The following is a 24,568-nucleotide window of genomic DNA, read 5'->3' as shown; positions in this document are numbered from 1 at the left end:
ATATACGTCTGTATATTGCGCTGTTGGGTGACGGCCACCGCATGCGTGGCCGCTTTTTTGAGTATCGCTATATAAGACGATATATAACGAAAGTGGAAAGATCTAGACGATGTTGAAACAGGTAATGGCAGGCGCCGTGATGCTGGCGCTGGCGCAAATGGCACAGACGGCGCAGGCGCAGCAAACGGCGGGAAACGATGGCGTGGATGCGGCGGCGCCGTTCGTACTGGGCACGGTGACGGTGATCGGCCAGCGCGAGCAGGCAGGCAAAATGGAACAACAGGTGGGCGCGCAGGTGAGCCGCGCCGAGATGCGCCGCTTTAACCGCGACAATGTGGGCGACGCATTGAATCTGCTGTCCGGCGTGTCGCTGTCGACCAATTCGCGCAACGAGAAAACCGTCGCCATCCGCGGCTTCGATGCGCGCCAGGTGCCGCTGTACATCGACGGCATTCCCGTCTACGTGCCGTACGACGGCTATGTCGATTTCAACCGCTTCACCACCAGCGACCTGGCCGCCATCCAGGTGGCCAAGGGCTACAGTTCCGTGGCGTATGGCGCCAATACCCTGGGCGGCGCCATCAACCTGGTATCGCGCAAGCCGTCCGCGCGGATGGAAGGCGATACGTCCATCGGTTTCGGCTCGGGCAGCGAGCGCCAGGTGTCGGCCAACGTGGGCACCAACCAGGGCCTGTGGTATCTGCAGGCGGGCGTGTCGTATATCGACAGCGACGGTTTTCCCCTGTCGTCGGACTTCCGCCCCACGGCCACGGAAGACGGCGGCATGCGCAACAATTCCTACCGCAAGGATCATAAACTGTCGTTCAAGGTGGGCTACACGCCCGATGGCGCGCAGGCGGGCGACGAGTATGCACTGAGCTACTACAAGCAGCATGGCGAAAAGGGTCAGCCGCCATCGACCAATCCCGTCGGCGCGCGCTACTGGCAATGGCCGTACTGGAACAAGGAAAGCGTGTACTTCGTCTCGCAGACGCGCCTGGGCGACGCCGAGCGCCTCAAGGTGCGCCTGTACCATGACAGCTACGACAATGAAATCACCTCCTACACGAACGGCAGCTACACGACCCTGAAGACCAGCGGCCAGGGCAGCGTCAGCGGCGGGCGCAGCATCTACAACGACCGCACGAACGGCGGCGCGCTGGAACTCGAATCGTTCCGCCTGGCCGCGCACAGCCTGCGTTTCGTGGCCAGCTACAAGGCCGACGAACACCAGGAACTCGACGCAAAAGGCGTGCGCACCACCTGGTACAAGGATGCCTTGTGGACCCTGGGCGCGGAAGACAGCATCGCCCTCGATGCGGCGACGGAACTGTCGCTGGGCGTCTCGCGCAATGAACTGCGCCCGGACACCGTCTACAGCGCCGGCAATGCCTACACCTTGCCAGCCAATCAATCGGCCACGGACCTGCAGGCGGGACTGTTCCGCAAGGTCGGTCTTGATGCGCGCGTGTACGCCACCGTGGCGCGCAAGTCGCGCCTGCCGACCCTGAAGGACCGCTACTCGCAGCGCCTGGGCACGTATATCGAAAACCCGGCCCTGCGCGCGGAAGAGGCGATGAATTATGAGCTGGGGTATCAAGGAAACGTGCAGGGCGCCAAGGTGGAAGCGGCGCTGTTCTACAGCGACGTGAAGGACAAGATCCAGAGCGTGGCGAATGTCTCGGGCGTGCGCTCGCAGATGCGCAACGCGGGCAGGGCGCACATCAGCGGCGTGGAACTTGGCTTGCGCGGCAACGCTGGTGCCTGGCTGGATTTCGGCGGCAATTACACCTACACGGACATGAAGAACGTCAGCGACCGCGCCACGCGCCTGACGGACGTGCCGCGCCACAAGCTGACGGCGCATGCCGTGCTGCATGCGGCGCGCCAGGTCGACGTGGTGGCCATCGCGGAAACGAACAGCGGGCGCTGGGTCTCGAACACCCTGGAACTCGGCGGCTTTACGACCGTGAACCTGAAGGCTGTGTACCGTCCCTTGCCGGCCTTGACCCTGGAAGCGGGCGTGGCGAACCTGGGCGACCGCAATTACGCGCTGGCCGACGGTTTTCCCAGCGCGGGACGCACCTGGCTGGCCAATGCGCAGTACCAGTTCTGATTTTTTGAATGTTTCATGAAAGGACACAGCATGTTGAAGACAATACTGACAAGCCTCGTTTCGGCGGCGCTGCTGGCGGCGGCGCCCGCGTGGGCAGACCCGGCGCCGGCGCGCGACAATATGAGCCACGCGCTGGCCGTGACGGGCGTGGTGGAAACGCCCTTGACCCTGAAAGTGGCCGACCTGCGCCAGCTGCCGCCGGCCAACGGTGGGAAAATCGTCGTCACGCGCCATAACGGAGACAAGGCCGAAACCATTACCAGCTACAAGGGCGTGCTTCTGCGCGATATCCTGGACAAGGCGGTGCTCGATGCGCCGGGCCATAACGACGTCAAGAAGCTCGCCATCATCGCCACGGCCACCGATGGCTATGCGGTGGTGTTTTCCTGGGGCGAGCTGTATAACTCGCCGGCCGGCGAGGGCGTGATCGTCTACTACGAAAAGAACGGCAAGGCGCTCGGCGACAACGATGGCGAGATCGCCCTCATTTCGGCGAAGGACATCCGCACGGGTCCGCGCCACGTGAAGTGGCTGAACGGCATCGAGGTGCGCAAGCTGGTGGAGTGACGATAAGCTGATGGAAAAAACGCGCCGTGGAGCCATCCCCGGCGCGCTTTTTTATGCCGCCAGCGCTTGCCGCATGGCCTGGCCCGCCACGTTGAACAGGCCGCGCGCCGCTGGCGTCAAGCCCAGCATGTGGATCGACGCATGGATCATGCCGTCGAGCTGTACGCATTGCGCCGCCACGCCGTCGTCGCGCAAATACCGCGCATAGGCCTCGCCTTCGTCATGCAGCGGGTCGTACTCGCACACCAGCACGGTCGCCGGCGGCAAGTCCTTCAGCGACGTTGCCCGCAGGGGCGCCGCATAGGGCTGCGCACCTTCAGCCGGCTCGTTCAGGTAGGCCGACCAGCAAAAGCGCATGGCTTCCCGCGTCAGCGAATGGCCTTCCGCATAGCGCTGGTAGGATGGGGTGTCGAAGGCGAAATCGAGCGCCGGGTACAGCAGCAGCTGGTGCGCCAGCGCGGGACCGGCCTGGTCGCGCGCCATCAGGGCTGCGGCGGCGGCCAGGTTGCCGCCCGCGCTGTCGCCGCCCACGGCCAGCCGCTTCGCATCAATGCCCAGTGCTTCGGCATGGTCCGCCACCCAGCAGACTGCCCGGTAAAAGTCGTCCAGCGGCACGGGGAACTTGTGCTCGGGCGCCAGCCGGTAGTCGACGGAAAAGATCACGCAGCCGGTGGCGTTGGCCAGTGCGCGGCATGGATTGTCGTACAGGTCCAGCGAGCACAGGCACCAGCCGCCCCCATGCGCAAAGACGATGGCCGGCAGAGGCTTGCTTGTGTCTGCGCCGGCGGGCACGTAGGCGCGCACGGTCAGCGCGTGCTCGCCAGGCAGCACGTAGTCCTTGATCGAGGCGACGTCTTCCAGCGGCCCGTGCAGCTGGCGCAACCCCGTTTCCGTGGCGGCCCGCAAGTCCGCCAGCGAGGCGGGCGGCGGCGCATCCCTTGTCTGTTCCAGCCAGGCGGCGATCAGCGGATCGAGGCTCATGCGGCTTCTCCGGCCAGGAACGGCAGCAGGTGGGCGATGAACGCTTCCGGCTGTTCTTCCATGATGAAGTGGCCGCATTCGGCGACGATGGCGCCTTTCAAGATGTCCGCCTTGCCCTGCATGGTCAGCAGGGGTGCATCATTCGTCGCATGGTCGGCGCCGATGGCCAGCACGGGCATGGCCAGGCTCTTTTTCGCCCGTTCCAGGTTTTGCCGGATGGTTTCCGGAATGGCGCGGTAGTAGGCGAAACCGGCGCGCAAGGCGCCCGGCGTGGCGTAGGCGTCCGCATACACATCGACGGCCACCTTGTCGCGGCGGTACGACCAGCGGTCCAGGATGAAGCGGATGTATTCGCGCTCCTTGCCGGCCGTGAGCATCTCGGGCAAGTCCAGCACCTGGTTGAACATGAAGTGCCACAGGAAGATATTGTCGGACGGCGCGACAAAAATCGGCGGCGCGGGTGCCAGGCCGGGAATGACGGCTTCCGTCAGCGCCAGTTTCGTCACGGCCTGCGGGAAGTCGCTGGCCAGCGCATAGCCGACCCACATGCCGATGTCGTGGCCGACGACATCGTACTGCGCATGGCCCAGGGCCAGCATGGCGCGGTGCAGGGTGGCTGCAACGGCGCCCGTGTCGTAGCCGCCGGCCGGACGTTCCGAGTGGCCGCTGCCGGGCGGATCGATGGCGATCGCCTGGTAGCCCTGGGCGGCAAGGGCCGCCATCACATGGCGCCAGGCGTACCAGGTTTGCGGCCAGCCGGGAATCAGCAGCACGGGTTTGCCTTCGCCGGCGATGACGCAATGCAGGCGCTGGCCGTCGATGCGCACATAGTCGTGGGTGTAGCTGTCTTCATTCTGATGCATGGCAAGTCCTTGTATTGATTCAGTTAATTAGTTGATTAGTTGTGCGTGATGCCGAGCAGGGTATTGATCTGCTGCGCGCTGACGGGGGCTCCGGCGAAGTCGTCGAAGATCTTGTCGGTCACAGGAATGATGTGGGCGTTGATGAAGGCCACGCCTTCACGCGCACCCACTTCCTGGTCCTTCAGGCAGCATTCCCATTCCAGCGTGGCCCAGCCCGCGTAGTCGTTTTGCGCCATCTTCGAGAAGATCGCCTTGAAATCGACCTGGCCGTCGCCCAGCGAGCGGAAACGTCCGGCGCGGTTTTCCCACGACTGGTAGCCGCCGTAGATGCCTTGTCGTCCCGTCGGATTGAATTCCGCATCCTTCACATGGAACATGCGGATATGGTCCTTGTAGATGTCGATGAATTCCAGGTAGTTCAATTGCTGCAGCACGAAGTGGCTCGGATCGAACAGCATCTTGCAGCGCGGGTGACGGCCCACGCGCTCGTAGAACATCTCGAAGCTGATGCCGTCATGCAGGTCTTCGCTCGGGTGGATCTCGTAGCACAGGTTGATGCCCTGTTCTTCGCACACGTCGAGGATGGGCAGCCAGCGGCGCGCCAGTTCGTCGAAGGCCGCCTCGATCAGGCCGGGCGGGCGCTGCGGGAACGGGAACAGGTAGGGCCAGGCGAACGAGCCGGAAAACGTGCCCATGTCGGTCAGACCCAGGCGTTTCGAGGCCATGGCCGCCAGTTTCACTTGCTCGATGGCCCACTCGGTGCGCGCCGCCGGCTGGCCGTGCAGGTGTGCCGGCGCAAAGCTGTCGCACAGCGCGTCGTAGGCCGGGTGCACGGCGACCAGCTGGCCGAGGATGTGTGTCGTCAGTTCGCTGATGACCAGGCCATGGCTGGCCAGCATGGCGACGAGGTCATCGCAGTATTGCTGGCTGTGGGCCGCTTGCGCCACGTCGAACAGGCGTGCATCCCAGGCGGGAATCTGCAGGGCCTTGAAGCCCATGCCGGCCGCCCACTCGGCGATGGCGGGCAGGGTGTTGAAGGGCGCCGTATCGGCGGCGAATTGTGCCAGGTGCAGGCTTGGTCCTTGGATGGTTTTCATATCGGCTCCTATTGTTTGTCGATCGACAAAGAATAGGCGAAATTTGCAGCGCGGTCAAGGCCGTGATGCAAAATAAATGCGGAATCGGTATGGCGTGCAGGCGTTATACTGGCCGCCAGTTTGCAAGCAGAGGATGAAAATGGCAGGAAGACCGAGGGAATTTGACCGCGCGCTGGCGCTGGCAAAAGCGCGCGATGCGTTCTGGACGCGCGGCTACGAAGGCGTATCGATGGCCGACCTAGTGGCGGCGCTGGGCATCGCTTCGGCGCGCATCTATGCGGCGTTCGGCTCGAAGGAGCAATTGTTCCGCGAAGCCGTGGAACTGTATGAAACGGGCGAGGGCGCGTTTGCCGTGCATGCGCTGGCGGCCAGCCTGAACGTGCGCGACGCCGTGGCGCGCATGCTGGAAGAAGCCGTGCTGCTATATACGCGCAGCGGCCAGCCGCAAGGCTGCATGGTGGTCACGGCCGCCACGAATACGAGCGCGGACAACGCGGGCATCGCCGACTGGCTGGCGCAGCACCGCCGCGCGCGCACGCAGGCCGTGATCGAGCGCCTGCGCGCGGCGCAGCTAGCGGGAGAATTGAAAGAGGAGGCGGACGTGCAGGCGCTGGGCGACTATTATGCGGCGCTGCTGCATGGCTTGTCGGTGCAGGCGCGCGACGGCATTCCCGCCGAACGGCTGCTGGCGCTGATCACGCCGGCGATGGCGCCCTTGGCGCTGGAAATGAAAAATTAGACTATCTTGCCGATAGTCGCCGTGGATGTTTGCTGCATCAGGTCTTGACGTCGATCAGGCTGCCCAAGGCCTGGTCGGCCGCCTTGACGACATTCGCCGATAAATTAAAACCGGCCTTGTAGACGAGGTTATCCGTCAGTTCTGACGCCAGGCCCACGCCGTTCGGCCGGCTTTCGGCCGCCTTGGCCGCATTCGCACTGGCGCCGCTGACGCTTTCGCCGGCGGCCAGCTTGCGTCCTTCTACGGAGAGGGTGACGCCCGTGCCGGCCGGGCTGGACTCCTGGAACTCGGCTTGTTGCGGCTGGAAGCCCGGCGTATTCGCATTGGCGATGTTATTGGCGGCCACATCCAGCGCGCGCTGGTTGGCGGTCAGCCCCGAGGTACCGGTGGTGAGGGCGGATATGGACATGGCGGCTCCTTCAGAATGCCTCTAGTTTACTCCCATGCGGGCGCTATGTGGTTGGTGCAAGGCAACATTTTTCCGCGTCGTCGATGACCGCAAAAAAAGTTACCCATCCATAATGTTTTAATATTGTCCTGCGCCCTTTCACTGCCTAGACTGGCTGGGAAATCTCGCATGGAGCCTGCCATTTCCCCCCTCGTACGCCGCCTTTGCCTGGCTTTGCTGCTCAGCTGGTCTTGCCTGACCCTGCAAGCCCAGCCTGCTTCTGCCTCACTGCCGCTCGATGCGCGCCTGAACGAGCAAATCATCATGGTGCCGGCCGGCGACGGCTTGCGCGACGTGCTGGAAACAACCGTGTTCCGCCCCGCCGGCCCCGGCCCGTTTCCCCTGTTGCTGATGAATCACGGCAAGCAGGCCGGGCCGGCGAAACTGCAGGCGCGCGAGCGCTTCATCTATATGGCCGCTGAATTCGTGCGCCGCGGCTATGCGGTGATGCTGCCCATGCGCGCCGGGTTTGCGCGCTCCACGGGCGCCTACCGGGATTTCGGCTGCGACATGCTGGGCAACGCCCAGGGCCAGGCGCGCGACGTGCTGGCCGCGCTCGCGTATGCGCGACGCCAGAGCTGGGTCGACCCGGAACGCATCGTCGTCGCGGGCCAGTCGTACGGCGGCATGGCGGCGCTGGCGCTGGCCACCCGGGTGCTGCCCGGCGTGCGGGGCGTGCTCAATTTTTCCGGCGGCCTGCGCGTCGACATGCCCGGCTGCGACTGGCAAGGGGCGCTGGCCAAGTCCTTCGCCACCCTGGGCGCCTACAACCACATCCCCAGCTTGTGGCTGTATGGCGCGAATGACTCGTATTTTTCGCCGGCGCTGGTGCGGCGGCTGTTCAATTCCTTTACCGGTTCGGGCGGCCGGGCGCAATTGCTCGCCTATGGCCCGTTCAAGCGCGACGCGCACCTGACCCTGGGCAGCCGCGACGGCGTGGCCGTGTGGTTGCCCGCCACCGAGCGCTTCCTGCAGAAAATCGGCATGCCGGTGCGGCAGGTCTACCGCGTGGCCGATGCGCCGTCTCCGCCCGCCACGCATTTCGCGCTGCAGGACGATATCGCCGCCGTGCCCTACCTGGAAGAGCAGGGGCGCGCCGCCTACCGCGTCTTCCTGGAGAAAACCGCGCCGCGCGCCTTTGCCCTGTCGGCCAGCGGCGCCTGGGGCTGGGCCGAGGAGGGCGAAAGTCCCGATGTGCGCGCGCTGGCCTCGTGCCAGCGGCGCAGCAGCCTGCCGTGCCAGCTGTATTCGGTCGATGAAAGCGTCGTTTGGCCGCTCGCCGGCGCCAGCGCAAGCGCCGCCGGCGGCGCGCAATAGGCCGCCGCGCACGATAGTTGTCGCCGAAACGGGGGATGGGCGAATATACTAGGCGAAAAGGGAGGCGTTGCGCTTCCCGTCCGCCCTTATCATCAGCGAGAATTCACCCTTATGGCGTCATCCCCAGAAAACCTCAGCATGGCCGTGTTTTGCGACTTCGAGAACGTCGCGCTCGGCGTGCGAGATGCAAATTACGAAAAATTCGATATCAAGCCCATCCTGGAACGCTTGCTGCTCAAGGGCAGTATTGTTGTCAAGAAGGCATATTGCGACTGGGACCGTTATAAAAGTTTCAAGGGCACCATGCATGAAGCGAACTTCGAACTGATCGAAATTCCTCACGTGCGCCAGTCCGGCAAGAATTCGGCCGACATCCGCCTGGTGGTCGATGCGCTGGACCTGTGCTACACCAAGGCCCACGTCAACACCTTCGTCATCATCAGCGGCGATTCCGATTTTTCGCCGCTCGTGTCGAAACTGCGCGAAAACGCCAAGCAGGTGATCGGCGTGGGCGTCAAGCAGTCGACCTCCGACCTGCTGGTGGCCAACTGCGACGAATTCATTTTCTACGATGACCTGGTGCGCGAAAGCCGCCGCACGGCCGCCAAGCGCGACGCGCGCGACACGCCTGCCGCCAAGCGCTCGCCGGACGAGGAAGTGCGCCGCAAGGAAAAATACGAGTCGCGCAAGACGGAAGCGATCGAAATGGCTGTCGAGACCTTCGACGCGCTGGTGTCCGAACGCGGCGACAGCGGCAAGATCTGGGCTTCGATGCTGAAGGAAGCGATCAAGCGCCGCAAGCCGGACTTCAGCGAGTCCTATTACGGTTTCCGCACCTTCGGCAACCTGCTGGAAGAGGCGCAGACGCGCGGCTTGCTGGAATTTGGCCGCGATGAAAAATCGGGTGCCTATGTCTACCGCAGCAGCGGCCTGGTGGCCGTGCCGGCCGCCGCGAACGCGGATACAGCCAATGAGGTCAGCGGCGAGACCGGCGTGGCGGCGGAAGAGGGCAATCACCGCGAAGGCGGCAGCCGCCGCGATTCGCGCCGCAATGGCCGTGGCGGCCGCAAGCAGAACGAGCAACGCCGCGGCGAGTCCGCGCCACAGGCCTTCGTGCCGGTGGCCGACGCCGAAGCCGTCATCATCGAGCAGTATGCGCCGGCGCCGCAGCCGGAAGTCCAGCACGAAGTGGCTGAAGCCGCCGCCGAAGCGGTGGCCGAGGTGGTTGCAGAAGAGGGCAACGCCAAGCGCGGTTCGCGCCGCAATGGCCGCGGTGGCCGCAAGAATGGCGATGGCGCCCGCGAAGCGCGCGCCGAAGTCGTCGCCGTCGAGGTGGCGCCGGTGGTGGAAGCCGTGCCTGCGCCTGAGCCGGTAGCCGAAGTGCCGGTGGAAGCCGCCGCCGAAGCCAAGCCAAAGGCCAAGCCGCGCACGCCGGCCCGCAAGGCGGCTGCGGCGAAGAAACCGGCCAAGAAGGCGGCCGAAGCTGTGGTGGAAGCTGCGCCTGTCGTTGAAGCGGCGCCGGTGGAAGTGGCTGCCGTGGCGGAAGACAAGCCGGCCAAGGCGCCGCGCAAGACGCCGGCGCGCCGTCCTGCGCGCAAGAAGGCGGAAGCTGCCTGATAGCCTGAACGGCAACAAGCGGGGCGGCAAGCGCATGCGCCCCCGCTTTTCCGGCCCCTGCCTTGCGCAAACCGCGCACCCCGATCTCCCCAAGCGTGTACGATGAGCCTGTTTTTAACGCGGCGGGCGGTCAAGCATGTACCACGGTGAACGGTTCAACAGCATTTCCCATACGGTGGGCGCCGCGCTGGCGGCCATCGGCGGCGTCATCCTGATCGTCGCGGCGGCCCGCACGGGCGACCCCTGGAAAATCGTCAGCTGCAGCGTGTATGCGGCCATGCTGCTCACGCTCTACCTCACTTCCACCCTGTACCACAGCGTGCGCGGCAAGGCCAAGGCCGTGCTGCAGCGGCTCGACCACTGCGCCATCTACCTGCTCATCGCGGGCACATACACGCCCTTCATGCTGGTGACCCTGCGCGGGCCGTGGGGCTGGTCGCTGTTCGGCGTCGTCTGGGGCCTGGCCTTGCTGGGCATCGTGCAGGAATACGTGTACGCGAAAGGCGCGCGCATCCTGTCACTGGTGATTTACGTGGCCATGGGCTGGCTGATCGTCATCGGCATCAAGCCGCTGCTGGCGGCGCTCGAGTGGAACGGCTTCCTGTGGCTGGTGGCAGGCGGGCTGTGCTACACGGGCGGCATCGCTTTCTATGCCACCGACCACAAGCTGCGCCATGGCCACGGCATCTGGCACCTGTTCGTGCTGGGCGGCAGTAGCTGTCATTTTATCGCCATTTTGTTCTACGTTGCCTGACGTTATCCCTTGCCATCACTGTTGCCATGATTCCATTATAATGGCGCGATATGTGAAAATAGCGCAACAATGCGGCAATAATAAGGCAACAATGGATATCAATTCGGACGACCTGAAAATCTTCGTCACCGTCATCGACAGCGGCACCCTGAGCGCGGCCGCCGTGCACCTGGGACAAACCACATCGGGCGTCAGCCGCGCCCTGTCGCGCCTGGAAGACAAGCTGGCCACGTCGCTGCTGACGCGTACCACGCGCCGCATGGAGTTGACGGAAGAGGGACAGCTGTTCCTGGACAAGGCGCGCGCCATCCTCGCGTCGATGGAAGACGTGGAAGAGTCGATCCGCATCCGCCGCCAGAAGCCGGCCGGGCGGCTGTCCGTCGATGCCGCCTCGCCCTTCATGCTCCATTGCGTGGTGCCCCACGTGGCCGAGTTTCGCGCCATGTACCCGGACATCCGCCTGGAGCTGACCAGCAACGACCAGATCGCCGACCTGCTCGAACACCGCACCGATATCGCCATCCGCATCGGCGCGCTGGTCGATTCGACCCTGCATGCGCGCCCGCTCAGTGCCAGCCCGCTGCACGTGCTGGCCACGCCCGCCTACCTGGCGCGTCACGGCGAACCCGCCACGCCGGAAGCGCTGTCCGGCCATGCGCTGCTGGGTTTTGCGCAATATGAGCTGGGGAATAACTGGCCGCTGCGCCACGAAGCGGGCAACAGCCTGCAGATCGTGCCGGCGCTGGCCGCGTCCAGCGGCGAAACCCTGCGCCAGCTGGCGTTGCACGACCAGGGCATCGTCTGCCTGTCCGACTTCATGACGAAGGACGACATCGCGGCCGGCCGGCTGGTGCGGGTGCTGCAACCGTTTTACACGGGCTACCGCCAGCAGATCCACGCCGTCTACTACCGCAACACGCAACTGGCGCAGCGCATCAGCTGCTTCCTCGAATTCCTGCAACAGAAACTGTAAGGCCCGGACATGAGCGCACATGGCATGCAATGCCCCACCTGCGACGAATATGGCGACCTGGTGCACGCCACGGTCCGCCAGACGGGCCAGCAGGTGATCGTCTGCACGGAATGCGATTTCGTGTGGCCGCATCCGGAGCAGGACATTGATCCGGCGCATGCCACGGATGTGGCTTCCCTGCTGGCGCAATCCGGCCTGGACGACGACTGGGACGAGCTCGAACTCGGGGCAAGGGTGCCGCCGTCGCCTACAGCATGACGTGCGATTCTTCCGCCCGCAGCAGGGCTTCCACTTCATAGGCGGGCAGCGGCCGGCTGAAATAATAGCCCTGCGCCTCGTCGCAGCCATGGCGGCGCAGGTAATCGAGCTGCTCCGCCGTTTCCACGCCTTCGGCCACCACGCGCAGCTTCAAATTGTGCGCCAGGGCGATGATGGAGACGACGATGGCCGCGTCGTCCGCGTCGCGCGCCACGTCGCCGACGAAACTGCGGTCGATCTTCAGCACGTCGATGGGGAAGGTGCGCAGGTAGGCGAAGCTGGAATAGCCGGTGCCGAAGTCGTCGATCGACAGCTGCACCCCGAGCGCCTTCATGTCGTGCAGTTGGCTGACGGCCAGCGCCACATCGTGCATGAACAGGCTCTCCGTCAGTTCCAGTTCCAGGCAGGCGGGCGGCAAGCCCGTTTCCAGCAGCACGTCGGCGATCGACGCGACCAGGTTCGGCTCGTTGAACTGGCGCGCCGACAGGTTCACGGCCAGGCGCAAGGTGTCCAGTCCCGCCGCATGCCAGCGTTTCACCTGCGCGCACGCTTCGCGCATGACCCAGGCGCCGATCGGCACGATCAGGCCCGTATCCTCGGCCAGCGCGATGAAGCGCTGCGGCGCCACCATGCCCAGGTCCGGATGCTGCCAGCGCAGCAGCGCTTCCACGCCGACGATGCGTCCGCTGGCAAGGTCCACCTGCGGCTGGTAATGCAGCACGAACTGCTCGCGTTCCAGGGCGTTGCGCAGCGCCGTCTCGATGCGCAGACGCTCCAGGGTGGCCTGGTTCATGGCCGTCGTGTAGAACTTGATGTTGTTGCGGCCCTGTTTCTTGGCGCAGTACATGGCGATGTCGGCCTGCTCGATCAGGTTCTGCGTCTCGCCATTCAGGGTCACGTCGCCGGGCGCGTCGTAGCGCGACATGTCGTAGACGGCCACGCCGATGCTGCAGGTGACGAAGAATTCCTTGCCGTCCAGCAATACCGGCTGCGCCACGGCATCCATCACGCGCTGCACGATGGCGCCGCTGAGCACTTCGTCGGCCTGCTCGCACAGGATGGCGACGAATTCATCTCCCGACAGGCGCGCCACCGTGTCGCTTTCGCGCAGGCTGGACTGCAAGCGCGTGGCGATGGTTTTCAGCAGCAGGTCGCCGGCCTTGTGACCGAGGCTGTCGTTGACGAACTTGAAGCGGTCCAGGTCGATCAACAGCACCCATAATGCGCGGTTCTTGCGGCGCGACAGGGCCATCGCTTGCGCCAGGCGGTCGCGCAGCAGGGCGCGGTTGGGCAAGCCCGTCAGCACGTCGTGGTGGGCGATGTGCTGGATTTGCTGCTCGGCCAGCTTGCGTTCCGTGATTTCGGACCCCGTGCCCCGGTAGCCGCGAAAGTCGCCCAGCTCGTTGAACAGCGGCTCGCCATTGATGCTGAACCAGCGCAGCTGGCCATCGCGGTCGTGCATCGCATATTCGAGGTTGGAAAAGGGCAGGTGGGCTTCCAGGTTGGCGATGTGCTGCTTGCCCCAGCGCGAATTGCGCATTTCCGGGTTGTTGTCCCAGCGCGTCATGCCGATGAAGCGTTCCAGCGGCATGTTCGATTTGTCCGTGAAACCGCTGGTGATGTGGGTGAAGCAGAAGTTGGCGTCCTGTTCCCAGTACCAGTCCGAGGACAGGGCCAGCAGGCGGCGGAAGCGCTTTTCGCTTTCCTGCAAGGCGCGCTCCGTGCGCTGGCGCGCCCGCACGTCGGCGCTGAGCAGTTCATTGCTGCGTTTCAGGTCGGCCGTGCGCTGCTCCACCAGCAATTGCACGCGGCGCGAGCGCTGCGTCAGCGATTGCACGAAGGCGGCCGTCAGTACGCTGAATAGCAAACCCGTGATCAGGGTGAACAGGGAGCCCAGATGGTCGGCCAGGAAGGGGCGCGGATGGGCCACCACGCGCACATGCCAGGGCCGGCCGGCGGAAACGAAGGCCCGGTCGTAATGGCTGTGGTAGGCAAAGTGCAGCCAGCGGGGCAGCGATTCCCAGGCGCCGCCCGGTTCGTCGGCGGGCGCCTGGCCATGCCGGAAGATCAATTGGCGCGGGTCGGCGCCGGCGTCCGCGTAGACGCTGAGTTCAAGCTGCGAGTCGCCCAGCAGGTCGGCGCCGGCGAGGATTTTCTGCACCAGTTCCCCGGCGCGCACGATGACCGCCGTATCGCCGATCAGCGCCGCGCGCCGCTGCTGTATCGTTTGCAGGGGCACGCCGTGGCGGTACACGGGGCGCACGATGACGAAGCCCCGTTGCGGCCCTTGCGCCAGGGCCAGCAGGCCGGTGGCGGTGGTCTGGCCGCTGACGATCGCCTGTTCCAGCGCGCGCGCCAGCACGCCGCTCGGGCTGACGTTCAGGCCGAAGGCGGGGCGGTTGCCCTGCAGGGGTTCGAGGTAGTCGACCACCAGGTAGCTGGCGCGCGTCGTCGCGGGCACGACGACGCCGTCGCGCATTTCCGTCATGGCGTAGTCGGGCACGATGCGCCGCAGTTCCGTCTCGAAGGCGGCGCGCTGCGCATGCGGCACGATGCGGTGGAAATTGAAGGCCTGGATGAACGGATGGCGCTGCAGCAGCGGCGTGGTGAAGTCGTGGAACTGTTCCCGGGTGACGGGCACGACGGCGGCAAACAGCTGGTTTGTTGTCGTCAGCACCTCGACCGCATCGTCGAGCCCCTGCTCGATGGCGGCCACCCTGGCGCCGGCGCGCTGCTGCAGGCTCAGGCCCATCTTGTCGTATTCGAGCTGGCTGATGGCGGCAAACAGCACGGCCGTCACGCTGACGCCGCAGGCAAAGGTCAGCGCGGCCGCGGCGGAAATCGACAATGGCAGGCGGCCACGCAGCATGGTTTTTCCTATCTCACTTCATGGACACTTGGGTTCGGCGGCGCCTGCCGGCCCCACGCAGGCGGTAGTTTGTCATAAACCACATCCATCATGCGGATTTTGCACCAAATTACTGCCAATAAGCAACAATATCTATGACCGGGGAAGACGACTTTCAGTCGCTGCCCGCGCCTGACCGGCGGCGCAGGCGCCACAACTGCCATGCCGGCAGCCAGCGGTTCAGGAAAGCCAGGCCGCATACCCGGCGCCAGCGCACCAGGCGCACCACGCGCACGGCGCGGCCGTCGGCGCCTTGCCCGGGCCTGGCGGCGAAGATGATGCGGTTATTGCCGGCGATGCCGTCGAAGTGGCACACGGCGCCACGGAAGGTGAGCATCAGGCGCGCCAGCATGGCGGGGTAGTGCTCGTCATAACTGAACAGGTTGGCTACCAATACGCCGCCGGGCAGCAGGGCGCGCAGGCAGTCCGCGTAGAAGCGCGCGCTGCCCAGTGCCGGCGGCAAGCCCGTTTCGTCATAGCCGTCGAGCAGCAGCACGTCGGCGCAGCCCGGATGCTGGCGGATATAGCTGACGGCGTCCGTCTCGATGATGCGCAGGCGCGCGTCGTCGGGCGGCAGCATGAATTGCTCGCGCAGGGCGATCACGTCGGCGCGCAGTTCCAGCACCGTGATGCGGGTGTCGGGCAGGTGGCGGTGGCAGAATTTCAGCAGCGAACCGCCGCCCAGTCCCACCATCAGGATGTGGCGGGGACGGGGCACGAACAGGGTAAAGCACATCATGGCGCGCGCATAGCGCAGCAGCAGATGGTCGGGGCGCGACAGCAGCATTTCGCTCTGGATCATGCCGGGCTGGAATTCCAGGCGGCGCCGGTCGCCACAGGTATGCACCTGCGGGGCAAGCGGGGTGGTGCTTCTGTTTTCCGGCATGGGACGACTTCGCTGAGTGGACTGGGGGAGATGCTTTGTTGCATTCAGAGAAATCTGATAAGCTCCCGTGAGCATACCCGATTAATCCGCGCCGAGCATGCGTATATCGGCGCGCGGCGGCACGGCCGCGCAGTCGGGCACCATGGAGACAAGCATGTTTTTGGATCACCCCATCATTACGGCGACGAACAGTTTTACGGAGCCCGACCGCATCGAGCGCTTGACGCGCGTGTACGGCTACGCGGCGGCGCTGGCCGACCAGGCCGCCAACGTCGGCTTCATTGAGAAAGTGGCGCAAATCCACGACCACAAGGGCACCCTCATCGTCTTCTGGCACGAAGCGCCCAGCGAGGTGGAAAAGCAGTATTTCGTGCAGGCGTGGGCCAGCAAGATCGGCGACGGCAGCACCAATGTCGAACACGAAATCTGACCTGGCCTGCCGCGCCTGCGCGGCGACGGCGTAACCCATGGATATCAAGACCCTGGTACTGGCCCTGGCGCTCGGCAACCTGAGCCTGTGCGCGGCCCTGTTCTTCTTCGAGTATGAGCGCAAGAAGTCGCTCAGCATGTCCACCTGGGCGGTGGCCAAGCAATGCCAGGCCGTGGCCTGGTGCCTGCTGTATTTCCGCGGCGTGCTGCCCGATTTTCTCTCCATCTTGCTGGGCAATAGCCTGCTGTTTGCCGGCATGGCGCTCGATGCGGGCGCGCTGTGGCAGGCGGCCGGGCGCAGCGGCTGGCGCGGCACCGTGCTGCCGGCGCTGGGGCTGTCGGTGGCGCTGTTCGCCGCCTGCTATCTGTTCGACGTGGCGCCGCTGCTGCGCAGCGCCGGCGGTTCGCTGATCGTGGCCGGCTTTTTCCTCGCCGGCGTGGCGGCCTTGTGCCTGAAATGGCGCGAGGCGAGCATGCTGCGCCGCTTCCTCGTCGTCAGCATGGGTATTTTGTCGCTGCTGATCGCCGCGCGCGGGGTGCTGGCCGCCGCCGTGCCGGGCTTCGATGCGGAATTGATGCAGCTGGCCGGCTTCGGCGCCCTGTACCTGATGATGCTGACGAACGCTTTCGGCTATCTGCTGCTGTCGCGTGAAAAGCTGGGCGGCGAACTGGCGCGCCTGGAAGTGCTCGACGCGGCCACGGGCGTGCCGAACCGGCGCGGCTTTTACCAGGCGCTGGCGCCGTGGATGGCACTGGCGCGCCGGCCCGGCTTGCCGACGGCGCTGGTGGTGCTCAATATCGACCACTTTAAAAGAGTCAACGACAGCTACGGTCATCCGGTGGGCGACGCGGTGCTGAAAACCATCGTCGATACCTGCCGCCAGCAGCTGCGCGACAGCGACCTGATGGGCCGCCTGGGCGGCGCCGAATTCGCCATCCAGCTGCCGCGCACGACCCTGGCCGATGCGCTGATGGTGGCCGAGCGCATCCGCGCCGCCGTCGAAGTATTGCCCGTCAAGACGGAGCGCGCCGTGCTGCAACTGACGGCCAGCCTGGGCGTGACCACCATCCGTGCCGAAGACAGCACCGTCAGTCTGTTCAAGCGGGCCGACGAGGCGTTGCAGGCGGCCAAGCAGGCGGGCCGCAACAGGGTCGTCGAGGCGCAAGGCGCCAGTACGCTGGACGTGTAAGCCCGCTTACTTCTTGCGCGAGCCGAGCCAGCTGGGTTCCTTGCCGCATTCCTTGGGCAAGAACAAGGCATCGAGGCCGGGATCGCAGCGATGGTCAGGCGCCTTCATCGGTTCGACGGTCAGCCATTCGCTCTTGGGCAGGATCTTTTCTTCGCGTGGTTCCACGGGCGGCGCGGGCGGCAGGCTGTCTTGCCACCTTGGCTCTGCGGCAGGCGCGGGCGCGGTGGCCCAGTTCGCGTCGACCTGCGCTGGCGGTGTGTCCGCGTGTGCGGCGGCGCTCAGCAAGCTGCCCGCGAGGATGAATGCACGCATGGCGGCGCTGTTTACGGAAATCATGGTCTGTCCTTGGTCGGTGCCGCGAGGGCGGGCCTTGCATTATGATGCCAGCCGGAAGCAAAAACACAAGAAAATTGCAACGGCATGTTACCAAAGGGACTATAGTTACTGGTAGCAAGCAGGTGCATCACAGCAAGGCGCTCGAACGGTGAGCAAGGCGCGGGGCGCCGCTGCCCGAACGTGTGCATTCCCTAACTTTCATTTAAGCTAAGCAAGTTATGCTATCGAGCGCACGCCAGGCTGCCCTGTGCCGTCCGCACCGCAGTTCCTCTTTCTTACTCTTGCCAGGCCCATAATGAAAATGCTCAAATCCCTGCCTGTATGGCCGCTTGCCGCCCCCGTTGCCGGCTGGCTGTTCCTGTTCGGTTCCACCTTCAATGTCGGCGGCGCCTACCAGATCCTGCTGGTGGCTGGCCTGATCGGCAGCGTGCTGGCCGCCGTGTACCACGCGGAAGTGGTGGCGCACCGCATCGGCGAACCGTATGGCACCCTGGTGCTGGCGCTGGCCGTGACCCTGATCGAGGTGGCGTTGATCGTCTCGCTGATGCTGGCCGGCGGACCGGAAACGACGGGGCTGGCGCGCGATACCGTGTTTGCCGCCATCATGATCATCCTGAACGGCATCGTCGGCATCTGCCTGTTGCTGGGCGCCGGGCGCCACCGCGAGCAGAGCTTCGGCCTGCTGGGCGTGAGCGCTTCGCTGGCCACCCTGGCGGCCATCGCCGTTCTGACCCTGGTGCTGCCGAACTACACCTCGAGCGCCGCCGGCCCCTTCTACAATTCCAGCCAGCTGATCTTCATCGCCGTCATTTCCCTGGTCCTGTACGGCACCTTCGTGCTGGTGCAGACGGTGCGCCACCGCGATTACTTCCTGCCCAAGGAAGCCGTCGGCGATGAAGAGGTGCATGCGGCGCCGCCCACGGCCACCGTCGCCTGGGTCAGCGCCGGCGCGCTGCTGGTGTGCCTGGGCGCCGTGGTGCTGCTGGCCAAGTCGCTGGCGCCCGCGCTGGAGACGGCGATTGCCGCCATGGGCGCGCCGAAAACCCTGGTCGGCATCGTCATCGCCGCCATCGTGCTGCTGCCCGAAGGCCTGGCCGCCGTGCGCGCCGCGCGCGCGAATCGCCTGCAAACGAGCTTGAACCTGGCGCTCGGCTCCGCGCTGGCCAGCATCGGCCTGACTATTCCGGCTGTGGTGGTGGTGTCGCTGGCCACGGGCCTGACGATTACCCTGGGTCTCGATATCAAGTCGACGGTGCTGCTGCTGTTGTCGCTGATGGTGGCCACCCTGTCGCTGGGCACGGGCCGCACCACGGTCATGCAGGGTACGGTGCACCTGGTGATTTTCGCCGTTTATTTATTTACCACCATCGTGCCGTAAGCGCCACGGCTGGCCGCCGTTTTGTCACAATCCTGTCACGCCGCTGTCATACGATGAGGGTAGTGTGGTAGGATTTTTAAATCGTTTAAATGATTTATATAGTTTAGTAACTGATTTTGCCAACTTTTTCAGTTGGCACAGTAATGACAAGACAAGAGGCCAGTATGTATGCAGCGGTGGACCTGGGGTCCAACAGTTTTCGTTTACACGTCGGCAAGCATGATGGCGACACGATCCGCGTGGTCAAGAGCGTGCGCGACCCGATACGCCTGGCTGCCGGCCTGGATGCCAATGGCGACCTGACCGAGGCGGCCATGCAGGGCGCGCTGGCCTGCCTGCAGCGCTTTCGCGCCATCCTCGCCGGCTTCGAACTCGATGCCGTGCGCGTGGTGGCCACGTCGGCCATGCGCGTGGCGCGCAACGGCGCCGTCTTCCTGCCGCTGGCCGAGCAAGCCATCGGCCATCCGATCGAGATCATCTCGGGCGAGGAAGAGGGGCGCTTGATCTACATGGGCGTGGCCAATGCGCTGGCCATTCCCGGCGAACGCCGGCTGGTGATGGATATCGGCGGCGGCTCGACCGAACTGATACTGGGGCGCGGCAACGATATCGAGCGCGTCGAGTCCTTCAGCCTGGGCACCGTCAAGCAAAGCCTGTCGTTCTTCATCGGCGGGCGCATCGACGCGCCGTCGTTCGAGGCGGCCATCCTGTCGGCACGCAGCCATTTCGAGGATGCCGCGCCGCCGTACCGCCCGCAGCACTGGAAGACGGCCTACGGCTCTTCCGGCACCATCCGCACCATCGCCGACATCATCGCCCGCAACAAGCTGGGCGACGGCTTGCTGACGAGCGCCAGCCTCGACGCACTGGCGCGCCGCTTCATCGAGCTCGGTCACACCAGTCGCATCGACATGCCAGGCTTGCGCCCCGACCGCGCCAGCACCATCGTCGGCGGCCTGGCCATCTTGATCGGCCTGTTCCGCGAACTGGCCATTCCCGCCATGACGCCCATCGAGGCGGGTCTGCGCATGGGCGTGATGTGGGATTTGTACCTGCGCTCGACCAAGCGCGACCGCCGCGAACAGTCGGTGCAGGGCTGCATGGAGAAATTCCATATCGACCAGCAGCGCGCCGGCCGGGTGGCCGAGCAGGCGCTGGCCATGTATGCGCAGCTCAAGCCCACGTCCGACGCCCTGGTGAAATCCCTACGCTGGAGCAGCCTGCTGCACGAGGTGGGCCTGGCCGTGTCGCAGACGGGCTACCACAAGCATGCATCGTATATCGTGGAGAACGCGGATTTGCCCGGTTTTACCACGCGCGAACAGAAGACCATGAGCCGGCTGATCCTGGCGCAGAAGGGCAACTTGCGCAAGATCGGCGAAGTGCTGTCCGACCCCGATTTTGCCAAGGCCGTGCTGGCGCTGCGCCTGTCGATCCTGCTCATGCATGCACGTATCGAAGCCGATTTCAGCGAACTGCGCCTGCGCATGAAGAGCCGCATCGAACTCGATATCAAGCGCGGCTGGGTGGCGCACCATCCCACCGTGTCGTTCTGGATCGAGAAGGAGCAGGAATTCTGGGATGAGGTCGGGGTCGATTTCACCATCCGCGCCAGCGCCTAGGAGGTCATGTCGTGCACATGACTTGATGTGCAGCAAGCAAGATTTCAAAAAACAGTATATATTGTTTATATTAATTACTAGATTGGAAAATCCATGACCAAAATCGTCCCAGCGAAAAAAGCCGACAGCGCGCCCGTATCGATGTTCCCTACCAGCGCTTCGATCAATGCGGCAGCGGCCAAGGCCGCCCCGGCTGCCAAGCCCGCCGCTAAACCAGCTGCGAAACCAGCCGCCAAGCCTGTGGCAAAAGCCGCCGTCAAGCCGGCAGTCGCCAAGCCAGCGGCAGCCAAACCAGCGGCGGCCAAGCCAGCCGCGGCGAAGGCGCCAGCCGCCAAGCCGGTAGCGAAGGCCGCCGTTGCCAAGCCTGCAGCCAAAGCCGTCGTCAAAGCCGCCGTCAAGCCGGCAGCCAAGCCAGCCGTGAAAGCTGTCGCCAAGCCTGCGGTGAAGACCGTCGTCAAGCCGGCCGCGAAAGCCGCCGCCAAACCGGTAGCCAAGGCGGCCGCCAAGCCTGCGCCAGCGAAAAAAGCGCCGGTCGCCAAGGTCGCCGCCGTCAAGGAAAAAGCCCGCAAGCCGAAACTGGTGCGCGACAGCTTCACCATGCCGGAAGCGGAATACGAAGTCCTGGGCCAGGTCAAGAAAGCCTGCTTGAAGGCCGGTTTCGAGATCAAGAAAAGCGAATTGCTGCGCATCGGCGTGGCGCTGATCAGCCAGATCGACCTGGCGACCCTGCAAAACGTGCTGGCTGGCCTGCCGCAGCTGAAAACGGGCCGCCCGAAGAAGGATTGATGGCGCGGGCAGGGGCCGCCCCTGCCTGTCCATTCTGGTTTACCATGGGGCCTGTGATAGTTCCCCCATGGTTGCCATGTCAGAAGATACAGATATCGAACGCGCCGGCTTCGTCGAGCGCGCCATCGTCCGCCACCAGGCGGGCGTCTCTACCCCAGCCATCGACCGCGTCGCCGAGGAAGTCCCCGTCGCGCTGGTCTTCAATGGCATTTCCCACGTCGTCATGATGGCCACCCCGCTCGACCTGGAAGCGTTTGCCTATGGCTTCGCGCTGACGGAAGGCGTGGTCGCTTCCGCCGGCGCCATCTTCGATTGCGAAGTTTTCCTGCGTCCCGACTCCGCCGAAGTGGCTTTGAGTATCGCCCAGGAGGATTTCGTGCGCCTGAAGGACCGGCGCCGCCAGCTGACGGGCCGCACGGGCTGCGGCGTGTGCGGCATCGACAGCATCGAGATGCTGGACTTGCAGCCGCAGGCGCTGCCGCCGGCCCTGATCCATGTCGACCTGCCGGCCGCCCTGGCGCGTGCCTCCGCCGGCTTGCGCGCGCACCAGGCGTTGATGCGCGAAACGGGCGGCGTGCATGCGGCTGCGTGGTGCACACCCGACGGCGATATCGTGCACGTCTTCGAGGATGTCGGCCGCCACAATGGCCTGGATAAACTGATCGGCCATTTGGCACTGAGCGGGGCGGACATGCGGCGCGGCTTCGTCTTCCTGTCCAGCCGCGGCAGCTACGAGCTGGCGCGCAAGGCGGCGCGCATGCAGATTCCGCTGCTGGCGACGATTTCCGCCCCCAGTTCGCTGGCCATTTCCATCGCCACGCAGGCGGGCATGAAGCTGGTGGGTTTCTGCCGCCAGGATGCGTACGTCGATTACACGCCCGGCATCACCTTGTAGCCTCCACTGCGCTCCAGCAAAACTGGCACGGACTTCGACGTGGGCGTGCCGGCGCCGTCCGCCGTGCTGGCCAGCGGCACCAGCGCATTCGTTTCCGGATAATACGCGCCCAGGCAGCCGCGCGGGATGTCGTAGGCGACGAGACGGAAGCCGTCGGCGCGGCGCGCCACGCCATCGTCCCAGGCGCCGATCAGGTCCACCAGCTCGCCATCGGCAAATCCCAGCATGGCGATATCTTCCTCGTTGGCGAAGACCACCTTGCGCGTGCCGTACACGCCGCGGTAGCGGTCATCCATGCCGTAGATGGTGGTGTTGTACTGGTCGTGCGAGCGGGTGCTCATCAGGACCATCAGGCGCTCGCCATGGCGCTGTTTCGCGCGGTGCAGCGGCGTATCGAGGTCCAGGGGGGCGACGAGGAAGCTGGCCTTGCCGCTGGCCGTCTTCCACACGCGCTCGCGCGAAGCCACCGTCAGGTGAAAGCCGCCCGGCTGCGCCACCCTGGCGTTGTAGTCATAAAAATCGTCGAACACCTTTTCGATGTCGTCGCGGATGCGCGCATAGTCGGCCGCATAGGCGCGCCAGTCCACCAGGGCGCTGCCCAGCGTCGCTTCGGCCATGCCGGCCACGATGGCCACTTCCGAGCGCAGCTGCGGTGAAGCGGGCGCATTGCGGCCGTACGAGATATGCACCATGCTCATCGAGTCTTCCACCGTCACGCCCTGCGCCACGCCGTGCTGCGAGTCGATTTCCGTGCGCCCCAGGGTGGGCAGCAGCAAGGCTTCCTTGCCGATGACGAGGTGGCTGCGATTGAGCTTGGTGGCCACCTGCACCGTCAGCGCGCACTGGCGCAGGGCGGCAAAGGTCAGCGGCGTGTCCGGCGTGGCGGCGGCGAAATTGCCGCCCAGCGCGATGAATACCTTGACGTCGCCGCGCTGCATGGCTTCGATGGTGGCCACCACGTCGTGGCCATGCGCGCGCGGCGGCTCGAATCCATACACCTGGCCCAGGCGGTCGAGGAAGGCCCTGGTCGGCTTTTCCTCGATGCCCACCGTGCGGTCGCCCTGCACGTTCGAGTGGCCGCGCACGGGGCACAGGCCGGCGCCCGGCTTGCCGATCTGCCCGCGTAGCATCATCAGGTTCGACAGCATGCGGATGGCCGCGACACTGTGCTTGTGCTGCGTCAAGCCCATGCCCCAGGTAGCGATGATGCGCTGGCCCTTGACAAAGATGTCCGTCAATGCCTCGATCTGCGCGCGCGCCACGCCGGACTCCCGCAGCAGCAGTTCCCAGCTTTCCATGCGCAAGTCGTCGCGGAAGGCGTCGAAGCCGCTGCAGTGTTCAGCGATGAAGGCGTGGTCGACGACGGCAGGGGTGCCGGCCGCCTGCGCCGCATCGTCATGTTCGACGACGCGCTTGGCGACGGCCTTGATCAGGGCGAAGTCGCCGCCCAGGGTCGGCTGGACGAACAGGCCGGCCAGGCGCGTGCTGCCCAGGGTTGCCATTTCCAGCGCGCTTTGCGGGTCCATGAAGCGCTGCAAGCCCCGCTCGCGCAGGGGATTGATGGAAACGATGCTGCCGCCGCGGCGCGCGCAGTCGCGCAATTCGCCCAGCATGCGCGGGTGGTTGGTGGCGGGATTCTGGCCGAAGATGAGGATGGTGTCGGCCAGCTCGAAGTCGGCCAGGGTCACCGTGCCCTTGCCGATGCCCACGGTGGCCGGCAAGCCGCGGCTGGTCGCCTCGTGGCACATGTTGGAGCAGTCGGGGAAGTTGTTGGTGCCGTACAGGCGCGCCATCAGCTGGTACAGGAAGGCCGCCTCGTTGCTGGCGCGGCCCGACGTATAGAACGCGGCCTGGTTCGGGTCGGGCAGGGCGCGCAGGTGGCGCGCCACGAGGGCGCATGCGTCATCCCAGGAGATCGGCACGTAGCGGTCGCTGGCGGCGTCGTACACCATCGGCTCCGTCAAACGGCCGTGCTGCTCGAGCGCGTAGTCCGACTGTGCCAGCAGCTGCGTGACGGTATGGCTGGCGAACAGTTCCGGGCCGGCGCGGCGGCTGGTCGCTTCGGCGGCGACGGCCTTGGCGCCGTTTTCGCAAAAGGCAAACGTGGACGCGTGGTCGCGGTCGGGCCAGGCGCAGCCGGGGCAATCGAAGCCGTCTGGCTGGTTTTGCGCCAGCAGCGCCTTCAGGTTGCCGGGCGCGACGCGCTCCTGGCGCAGGCTGATGGCCACGTGTTTCAAGGCGTCCCAGCCGGCGGCCGGCCTGGTGTAGGGCGTGATGTGCGGTGCGTCCTGGTCCTTCATGGGCTCTTTCGGCTGGGCGAGTGTGGTAATTATGCACGATCCCCGGATGACATTGACTTGCGTCATGGAAATGACATTCGGCTGTCATTTTCCTGACATATTAGACAA

Annotated in this window: 22 protein-coding genes; 14 read left to right on the top strand and 8 right to left on the bottom strand. The window is 65.1% G+C overall.

Going from position 1 to position 24,568, the window contains the following annotated elements; genetic code table 11:
• Positions 1 to 109: 109 nt before the first annotated feature.
• Both O3298_RS16810 and O3298_RS16805 read left to right on the top strand, forming a co-directional pair.
• A complete protein-coding gene (locus O3298_RS16810; RefSeq protein ID WP_305060044.1) occupies positions 110 to 2,116 on the top strand; it encodes a TonB-dependent siderophore receptor in 2,007 nt (668 codons plus the stop codon).
• Positions 2,117 to 2,146: 30 nt separating this feature from the next.
• Positions 2,147 to 2,683 carry a molybdopterin-dependent oxidoreductase gene (locus O3298_RS16805; protein WP_305060043.1) on the top strand — a complete coding sequence of 179 codons (537 nt, stop codon included), beginning with the start codon at positions 2,147 to 2,149 and terminating at the stop codon, positions 2,681 to 2,683.
• A 51-nt stretch (positions 2,684 to 2,734) separates the two neighbouring features.
• On the opposite strand, the gene O3298_RS16800 is transcribed toward O3298_RS16805, so the two are convergent.
• From O3298_RS16800 to O3298_RS16790, 3 genes are read right to left on the bottom strand one after another with little or no spacing between them, the layout of a single operon-like run.
• On the bottom strand, positions 2,735 to 3,664 hold the full coding sequence (locus tag O3298_RS16800) for an alpha/beta hydrolase (protein WP_305060042.1): 930 nt from the start codon (positions 3,662 to 3,664) through the stop codon (positions 2,735 to 2,737).
• On the bottom strand, positions 3,661 to 4,527 hold the full coding sequence (locus tag O3298_RS16795) for an alpha/beta fold hydrolase (protein WP_077402718.1): 867 nt from the start codon (positions 4,525 to 4,527) through the stop codon (positions 3,661 to 3,663). Before O3298_RS16795 ends, O3298_RS16800 begins: the two co-directional genes overlap by 4 nt.
• A gap of 35 nt (positions 4,528 to 4,562) precedes the next feature.
• Positions 4,563 to 5,624, bottom strand: coding sequence for a sugar phosphate isomerase/epimerase (locus tag O3298_RS16790; RefSeq protein ID WP_099664526.1), 1,062 nt, complete (start codon positions 5,622 to 5,624; stop codon positions 4,563 to 4,565).
• A gap of 139 nt (positions 5,625 to 5,763) precedes the next feature.
• Between O3298_RS16790 and O3298_RS16785 the strand changes: the two genes are divergently transcribed.
• Positions 5,764 to 6,363 carry a TetR/AcrR family transcriptional regulator gene (locus O3298_RS16785; RefSeq protein WP_289911585.1) on the top strand — a complete coding sequence of 200 codons (600 nt, stop codon included), beginning with the start codon at positions 5,764 to 5,766 and terminating at the stop codon, positions 6,361 to 6,363.
• A 37-nt stretch (positions 6,364 to 6,400) separates the two neighbouring features.
• On the opposite strand, the gene O3298_RS16780 is transcribed toward O3298_RS16785, so the two are convergent.
• Positions 6,401 to 6,772, bottom strand: a complete 372-nt coding sequence (locus O3298_RS16780) for a flagellar basal body protein (RefSeq protein ID WP_289905510.1) — start codon at positions 6,770 to 6,772, stop codon at positions 6,401 to 6,403.
• A gap of 168 nt (positions 6,773 to 6,940) precedes the next feature.
• Here O3298_RS16780 and O3298_RS16775 point away from each other — a divergent pair, with 168 nt between their 5' ends.
• From O3298_RS16775 to O3298_RS16755, 5 genes are all read left to right on the top strand, one after another.
• Complete coding sequence (locus tag O3298_RS16775; RefSeq protein ID WP_305060041.1) at positions 6,941 to 8,128, top strand: dienelactone hydrolase family protein; 1,188 nt, start codon at positions 6,941 to 6,943, stop codon at positions 8,126 to 8,128.
• A gap of 111 nt (positions 8,129 to 8,239) precedes the next feature.
• Positions 8,240 to 9,745 carry an NYN domain-containing protein gene (locus O3298_RS16770; RefSeq protein WP_289915781.1) on the top strand — a complete coding sequence of 502 codons (1,506 nt, stop codon included), beginning with the start codon at positions 8,240 to 8,242 and terminating at the stop codon, positions 9,743 to 9,745.
• A gap of 136 nt (positions 9,746 to 9,881) precedes the next feature.
• On the top strand, positions 9,882 to 10,499 hold the full coding sequence (locus O3298_RS16765; RefSeq protein WP_289905507.1) for a hemolysin III family protein: 618 nt from the start codon (positions 9,882 to 9,884) through the stop codon (positions 10,497 to 10,499).
• A gap of 91 nt (positions 10,500 to 10,590) precedes the next feature.
• Entirely contained in the window at positions 10,591 to 11,472 is an 882-nt protein-coding gene (locus O3298_RS16760) for a LysR family transcriptional regulator (RefSeq protein ID WP_099664521.1), read from the top strand.
• Positions 11,473 to 11,481: 9 nt separating this feature from the next.
• The gene (locus O3298_RS16755; RefSeq protein WP_251351209.1) at positions 11,482 to 11,730 is read left to right on the top strand and encodes a hypothetical protein; all 249 of its coding nucleotides are present in this window, start codon (positions 11,482 to 11,484) and stop codon (positions 11,728 to 11,730) included.
• Here the strand turns inward: O3298_RS16755 and O3298_RS16750 are convergent.
• Positions 11,720 to 14,599, bottom strand: coding sequence for an EAL domain-containing protein (locus O3298_RS16750; RefSeq protein WP_305060040.1), 2,880 nt, complete (start codon positions 14,597 to 14,599; stop codon positions 11,720 to 11,722). The genes O3298_RS16755 and O3298_RS16750 overlap by 11 nt on opposite strands.
• Before the next feature lie 154 nt (positions 14,600 to 14,753).
• Positions 14,754 to 15,524 (bottom strand): transferase spermidine synthase, encoded by a 771-nt coding sequence (locus O3298_RS16745; RefSeq protein ID WP_289915774.1) that lies wholly within the window; start codon positions 15,522 to 15,524, stop codon positions 14,754 to 14,756.
• A gap of 154 nt (positions 15,525 to 15,678) precedes the next feature.
• Between O3298_RS16745 and O3298_RS16740 the strand changes: the two genes are divergently transcribed.
• Together O3298_RS16740 and O3298_RS16735 are read left to right on the top strand one after the other, a co-directional pair.
• Positions 15,679 to 15,954: a hypothetical protein gene (locus O3298_RS16740; RefSeq protein ID WP_034757372.1), complete on the top strand. Its 276-nt coding sequence runs from the start codon at positions 15,679 to 15,681 to the stop codon at positions 15,952 to 15,954.
• Positions 15,955 to 15,991: 37 nt separating this feature from the next.
• The gene (locus O3298_RS16735) at positions 15,992 to 17,143 is read left to right on the top strand and encodes a diguanylate cyclase (RefSeq protein WP_305060039.1); all 1,152 of its coding nucleotides are present in this window, start codon (positions 15,992 to 15,994) and stop codon (positions 17,141 to 17,143) included.
• A 6-nt stretch (positions 17,144 to 17,149) separates the two neighbouring features.
• On the opposite strand, the gene O3298_RS16730 is transcribed toward O3298_RS16735, so the two are convergent.
• Positions 17,150 to 17,479, bottom strand: coding sequence for a hypothetical protein (locus tag O3298_RS16730; protein ID WP_251351213.1), 330 nt, complete (start codon positions 17,477 to 17,479; stop codon positions 17,150 to 17,152).
• Between the two features lie 295 nt (positions 17,480 to 17,774).
• On the opposite strand from O3298_RS16730, the gene O3298_RS16725 reads away from it, so the two are divergent.
• The 4 genes from O3298_RS16725 to fdhD all read left to right on the top strand — a co-directional run bounded on the left by O3298_RS16725 (position 17,775) and on the right by fdhD (position 22,160).
• Entirely contained in the window at positions 17,775 to 18,857 is a 1,083-nt protein-coding gene (locus tag O3298_RS16725) for a calcium:proton antiporter (protein ID WP_289915765.1), read from the top strand.
• 164 nt (positions 18,858 to 19,021) lie between these two features.
• Positions 19,022 to 20,479 carry a Ppx/GppA phosphatase family protein gene (locus O3298_RS16720; RefSeq protein WP_305057184.1) on the top strand — a complete coding sequence of 486 codons (1,458 nt, stop codon included), beginning with the start codon at positions 19,022 to 19,024 and terminating at the stop codon, positions 20,477 to 20,479.
• A 93-nt stretch (positions 20,480 to 20,572) separates the two neighbouring features.
• On the top strand, positions 20,573 to 21,265 hold the full coding sequence (locus O3298_RS16715) for a hypothetical protein (protein WP_369811600.1): 693 nt from the start codon (positions 20,573 to 20,575) through the stop codon (positions 21,263 to 21,265).
• Between the two features lie 67 nt (positions 21,266 to 21,332).
• On the top strand, positions 21,333 to 22,160 hold the full coding sequence (fdhD, locus tag O3298_RS16710) for a formate dehydrogenase accessory sulfurtransferase FdhD (RefSeq protein WP_305060038.1): 828 nt from the start codon (positions 21,333 to 21,335) through the stop codon (positions 22,158 to 22,160).
• Here fdhD and O3298_RS16705 read toward each other — a convergent pair.
• Positions 22,136 to 24,460, bottom strand: a complete 2,325-nt coding sequence (locus O3298_RS16705; protein ID WP_305060037.1) for an FdhF/YdeP family oxidoreductase — start codon at positions 24,458 to 24,460, stop codon at positions 22,136 to 22,138. The genes fdhD and O3298_RS16705 overlap by 25 nt on opposite strands.
• Positions 24,461 to 24,568: the final 108 nt, after the last annotated feature.

The organism is Janthinobacterium sp. SUN137 (assembly GCF_030587265.1).
Classification (GTDB): Bacteria; Pseudomonadota; Gammaproteobacteria; order Burkholderiales; family Burkholderiaceae_D; genus Janthinobacterium; species Janthinobacterium kumbetense.
The sequence above is the reverse complement of the archived record's forward strand: the minus strand, read 5'-3'. Positions and strand labels throughout refer to the sequence as shown.

Excerpts from the sequence above, each read along its gene's own strand:
- O3298_RS16765 (WP_289905507.1), top strand. The coding sequence starts at position 9,882 with ATGTACCACGGTGAACGGTTCAACAGCATTTCCCATACGGTGGGCGCC.
- O3298_RS16770 (WP_289915781.1), top strand. The coding sequence starts at position 8,240 with ATGGCGTCATCCCCAGAAAACCTCAGCATGGCCGTGTTTTGCGACTTC.
- O3298_RS16740 (WP_034757372.1), top strand. The coding sequence starts at position 15,679 with ATGTTTTTGGATCACCCCATCATTACGGCGACGAACAGTTTTACGGAG.
- O3298_RS16755 (WP_251351209.1), top strand. The coding sequence starts at position 11,482 with ATGAGCGCACATGGCATGCAATGCCCCACCTGCGACGAATATGGCGAC.
- O3298_RS16715 (WP_369811600.1), top strand. The coding sequence starts at position 20,573 with ATGACCAAAATCGTCCCAGCGAAAAAAGCCGACAGCGCGCCCGTATCG.
- O3298_RS16735 (WP_305060039.1), top strand. The coding sequence starts at position 15,992 with ATGGATATCAAGACCCTGGTACTGGCCCTGGCGCTCGGCAACCTGAGC.
- O3298_RS16760 (WP_099664521.1), top strand. The coding sequence starts at position 10,591 with ATGGATATCAATTCGGACGACCTGAAAATCTTCGTCACCGTCATCGAC.
- O3298_RS16705 (WP_305060037.1), bottom strand. The coding sequence starts at position 24,460 with ATGAAGGACCAGGACGCACCGCACATCACGCCCTACACCAGGCCGGCC.
- O3298_RS16730 (WP_251351213.1), bottom strand. The coding sequence starts at position 17,479 with ATGATTTCCGTAAACAGCGCCGCCATGCGTGCATTCATCCTCGCGGGC.
- O3298_RS16810 (WP_305060044.1), top strand. The coding sequence starts at position 110 with ATGTTGAAACAGGTAATGGCAGGCGCCGTGATGCTGGCGCTGGCGCAA.
- O3298_RS16725 (WP_289915765.1), top strand. The coding sequence starts at position 17,775 with ATGAAAATGCTCAAATCCCTGCCTGTATGGCCGCTTGCCGCCCCCGTT.
- O3298_RS16800 (WP_305060042.1), bottom strand. The coding sequence starts at position 3,664 with ATGAGCCTCGATCCGCTGATCGCCGCCTGGCTGGAACAGACAAGGGAT.
- O3298_RS16790 (WP_099664526.1), bottom strand. The coding sequence starts at position 5,624 with ATGAAAACCATCCAAGGACCAAGCCTGCACCTGGCACAATTCGCCGCC.
- O3298_RS16780 (WP_289905510.1), bottom strand. The coding sequence starts at position 6,772 with ATGTCCATATCCGCCCTCACCACCGGTACCTCGGGGCTGACCGCCAAC.
- fdhD (WP_305060038.1), top strand. The coding sequence starts at position 21,333 with ATGGTTGCCATGTCAGAAGATACAGATATCGAACGCGCCGGCTTCGTC.
- O3298_RS16720 (WP_305057184.1), top strand. The coding sequence starts at position 19,022 with ATGTATGCAGCGGTGGACCTGGGGTCCAACAGTTTTCGTTTACACGTC.
- O3298_RS16795 (WP_077402718.1), bottom strand. The coding sequence starts at position 4,527 with ATGCATCAGAATGAAGACAGCTACACCCACGACTATGTGCGCATCGAC.
- O3298_RS16805 (WP_305060043.1), top strand. The coding sequence starts at position 2,147 with ATGTTGAAGACAATACTGACAAGCCTCGTTTCGGCGGCGCTGCTGGCG.
- O3298_RS16785 (WP_289911585.1), top strand. The coding sequence starts at position 5,764 with ATGGCAGGAAGACCGAGGGAATTTGACCGCGCGCTGGCGCTGGCAAAA.
- O3298_RS16750 (WP_305060040.1), bottom strand. The coding sequence starts at position 14,599 with ATGCTGCGTGGCCGCCTGCCATTGTCGATTTCCGCCGCGGCCGCGCTG.
- O3298_RS16745 (WP_289915774.1), bottom strand. The coding sequence starts at position 15,524 with ATGCCGGAAAACAGAAGCACCACCCCGCTTGCCCCGCAGGTGCATACC.
- O3298_RS16775 (WP_305060041.1), top strand. The coding sequence starts at position 6,941 with ATGGAGCCTGCCATTTCCCCCCTCGTACGCCGCCTTTGCCTGGCTTTG.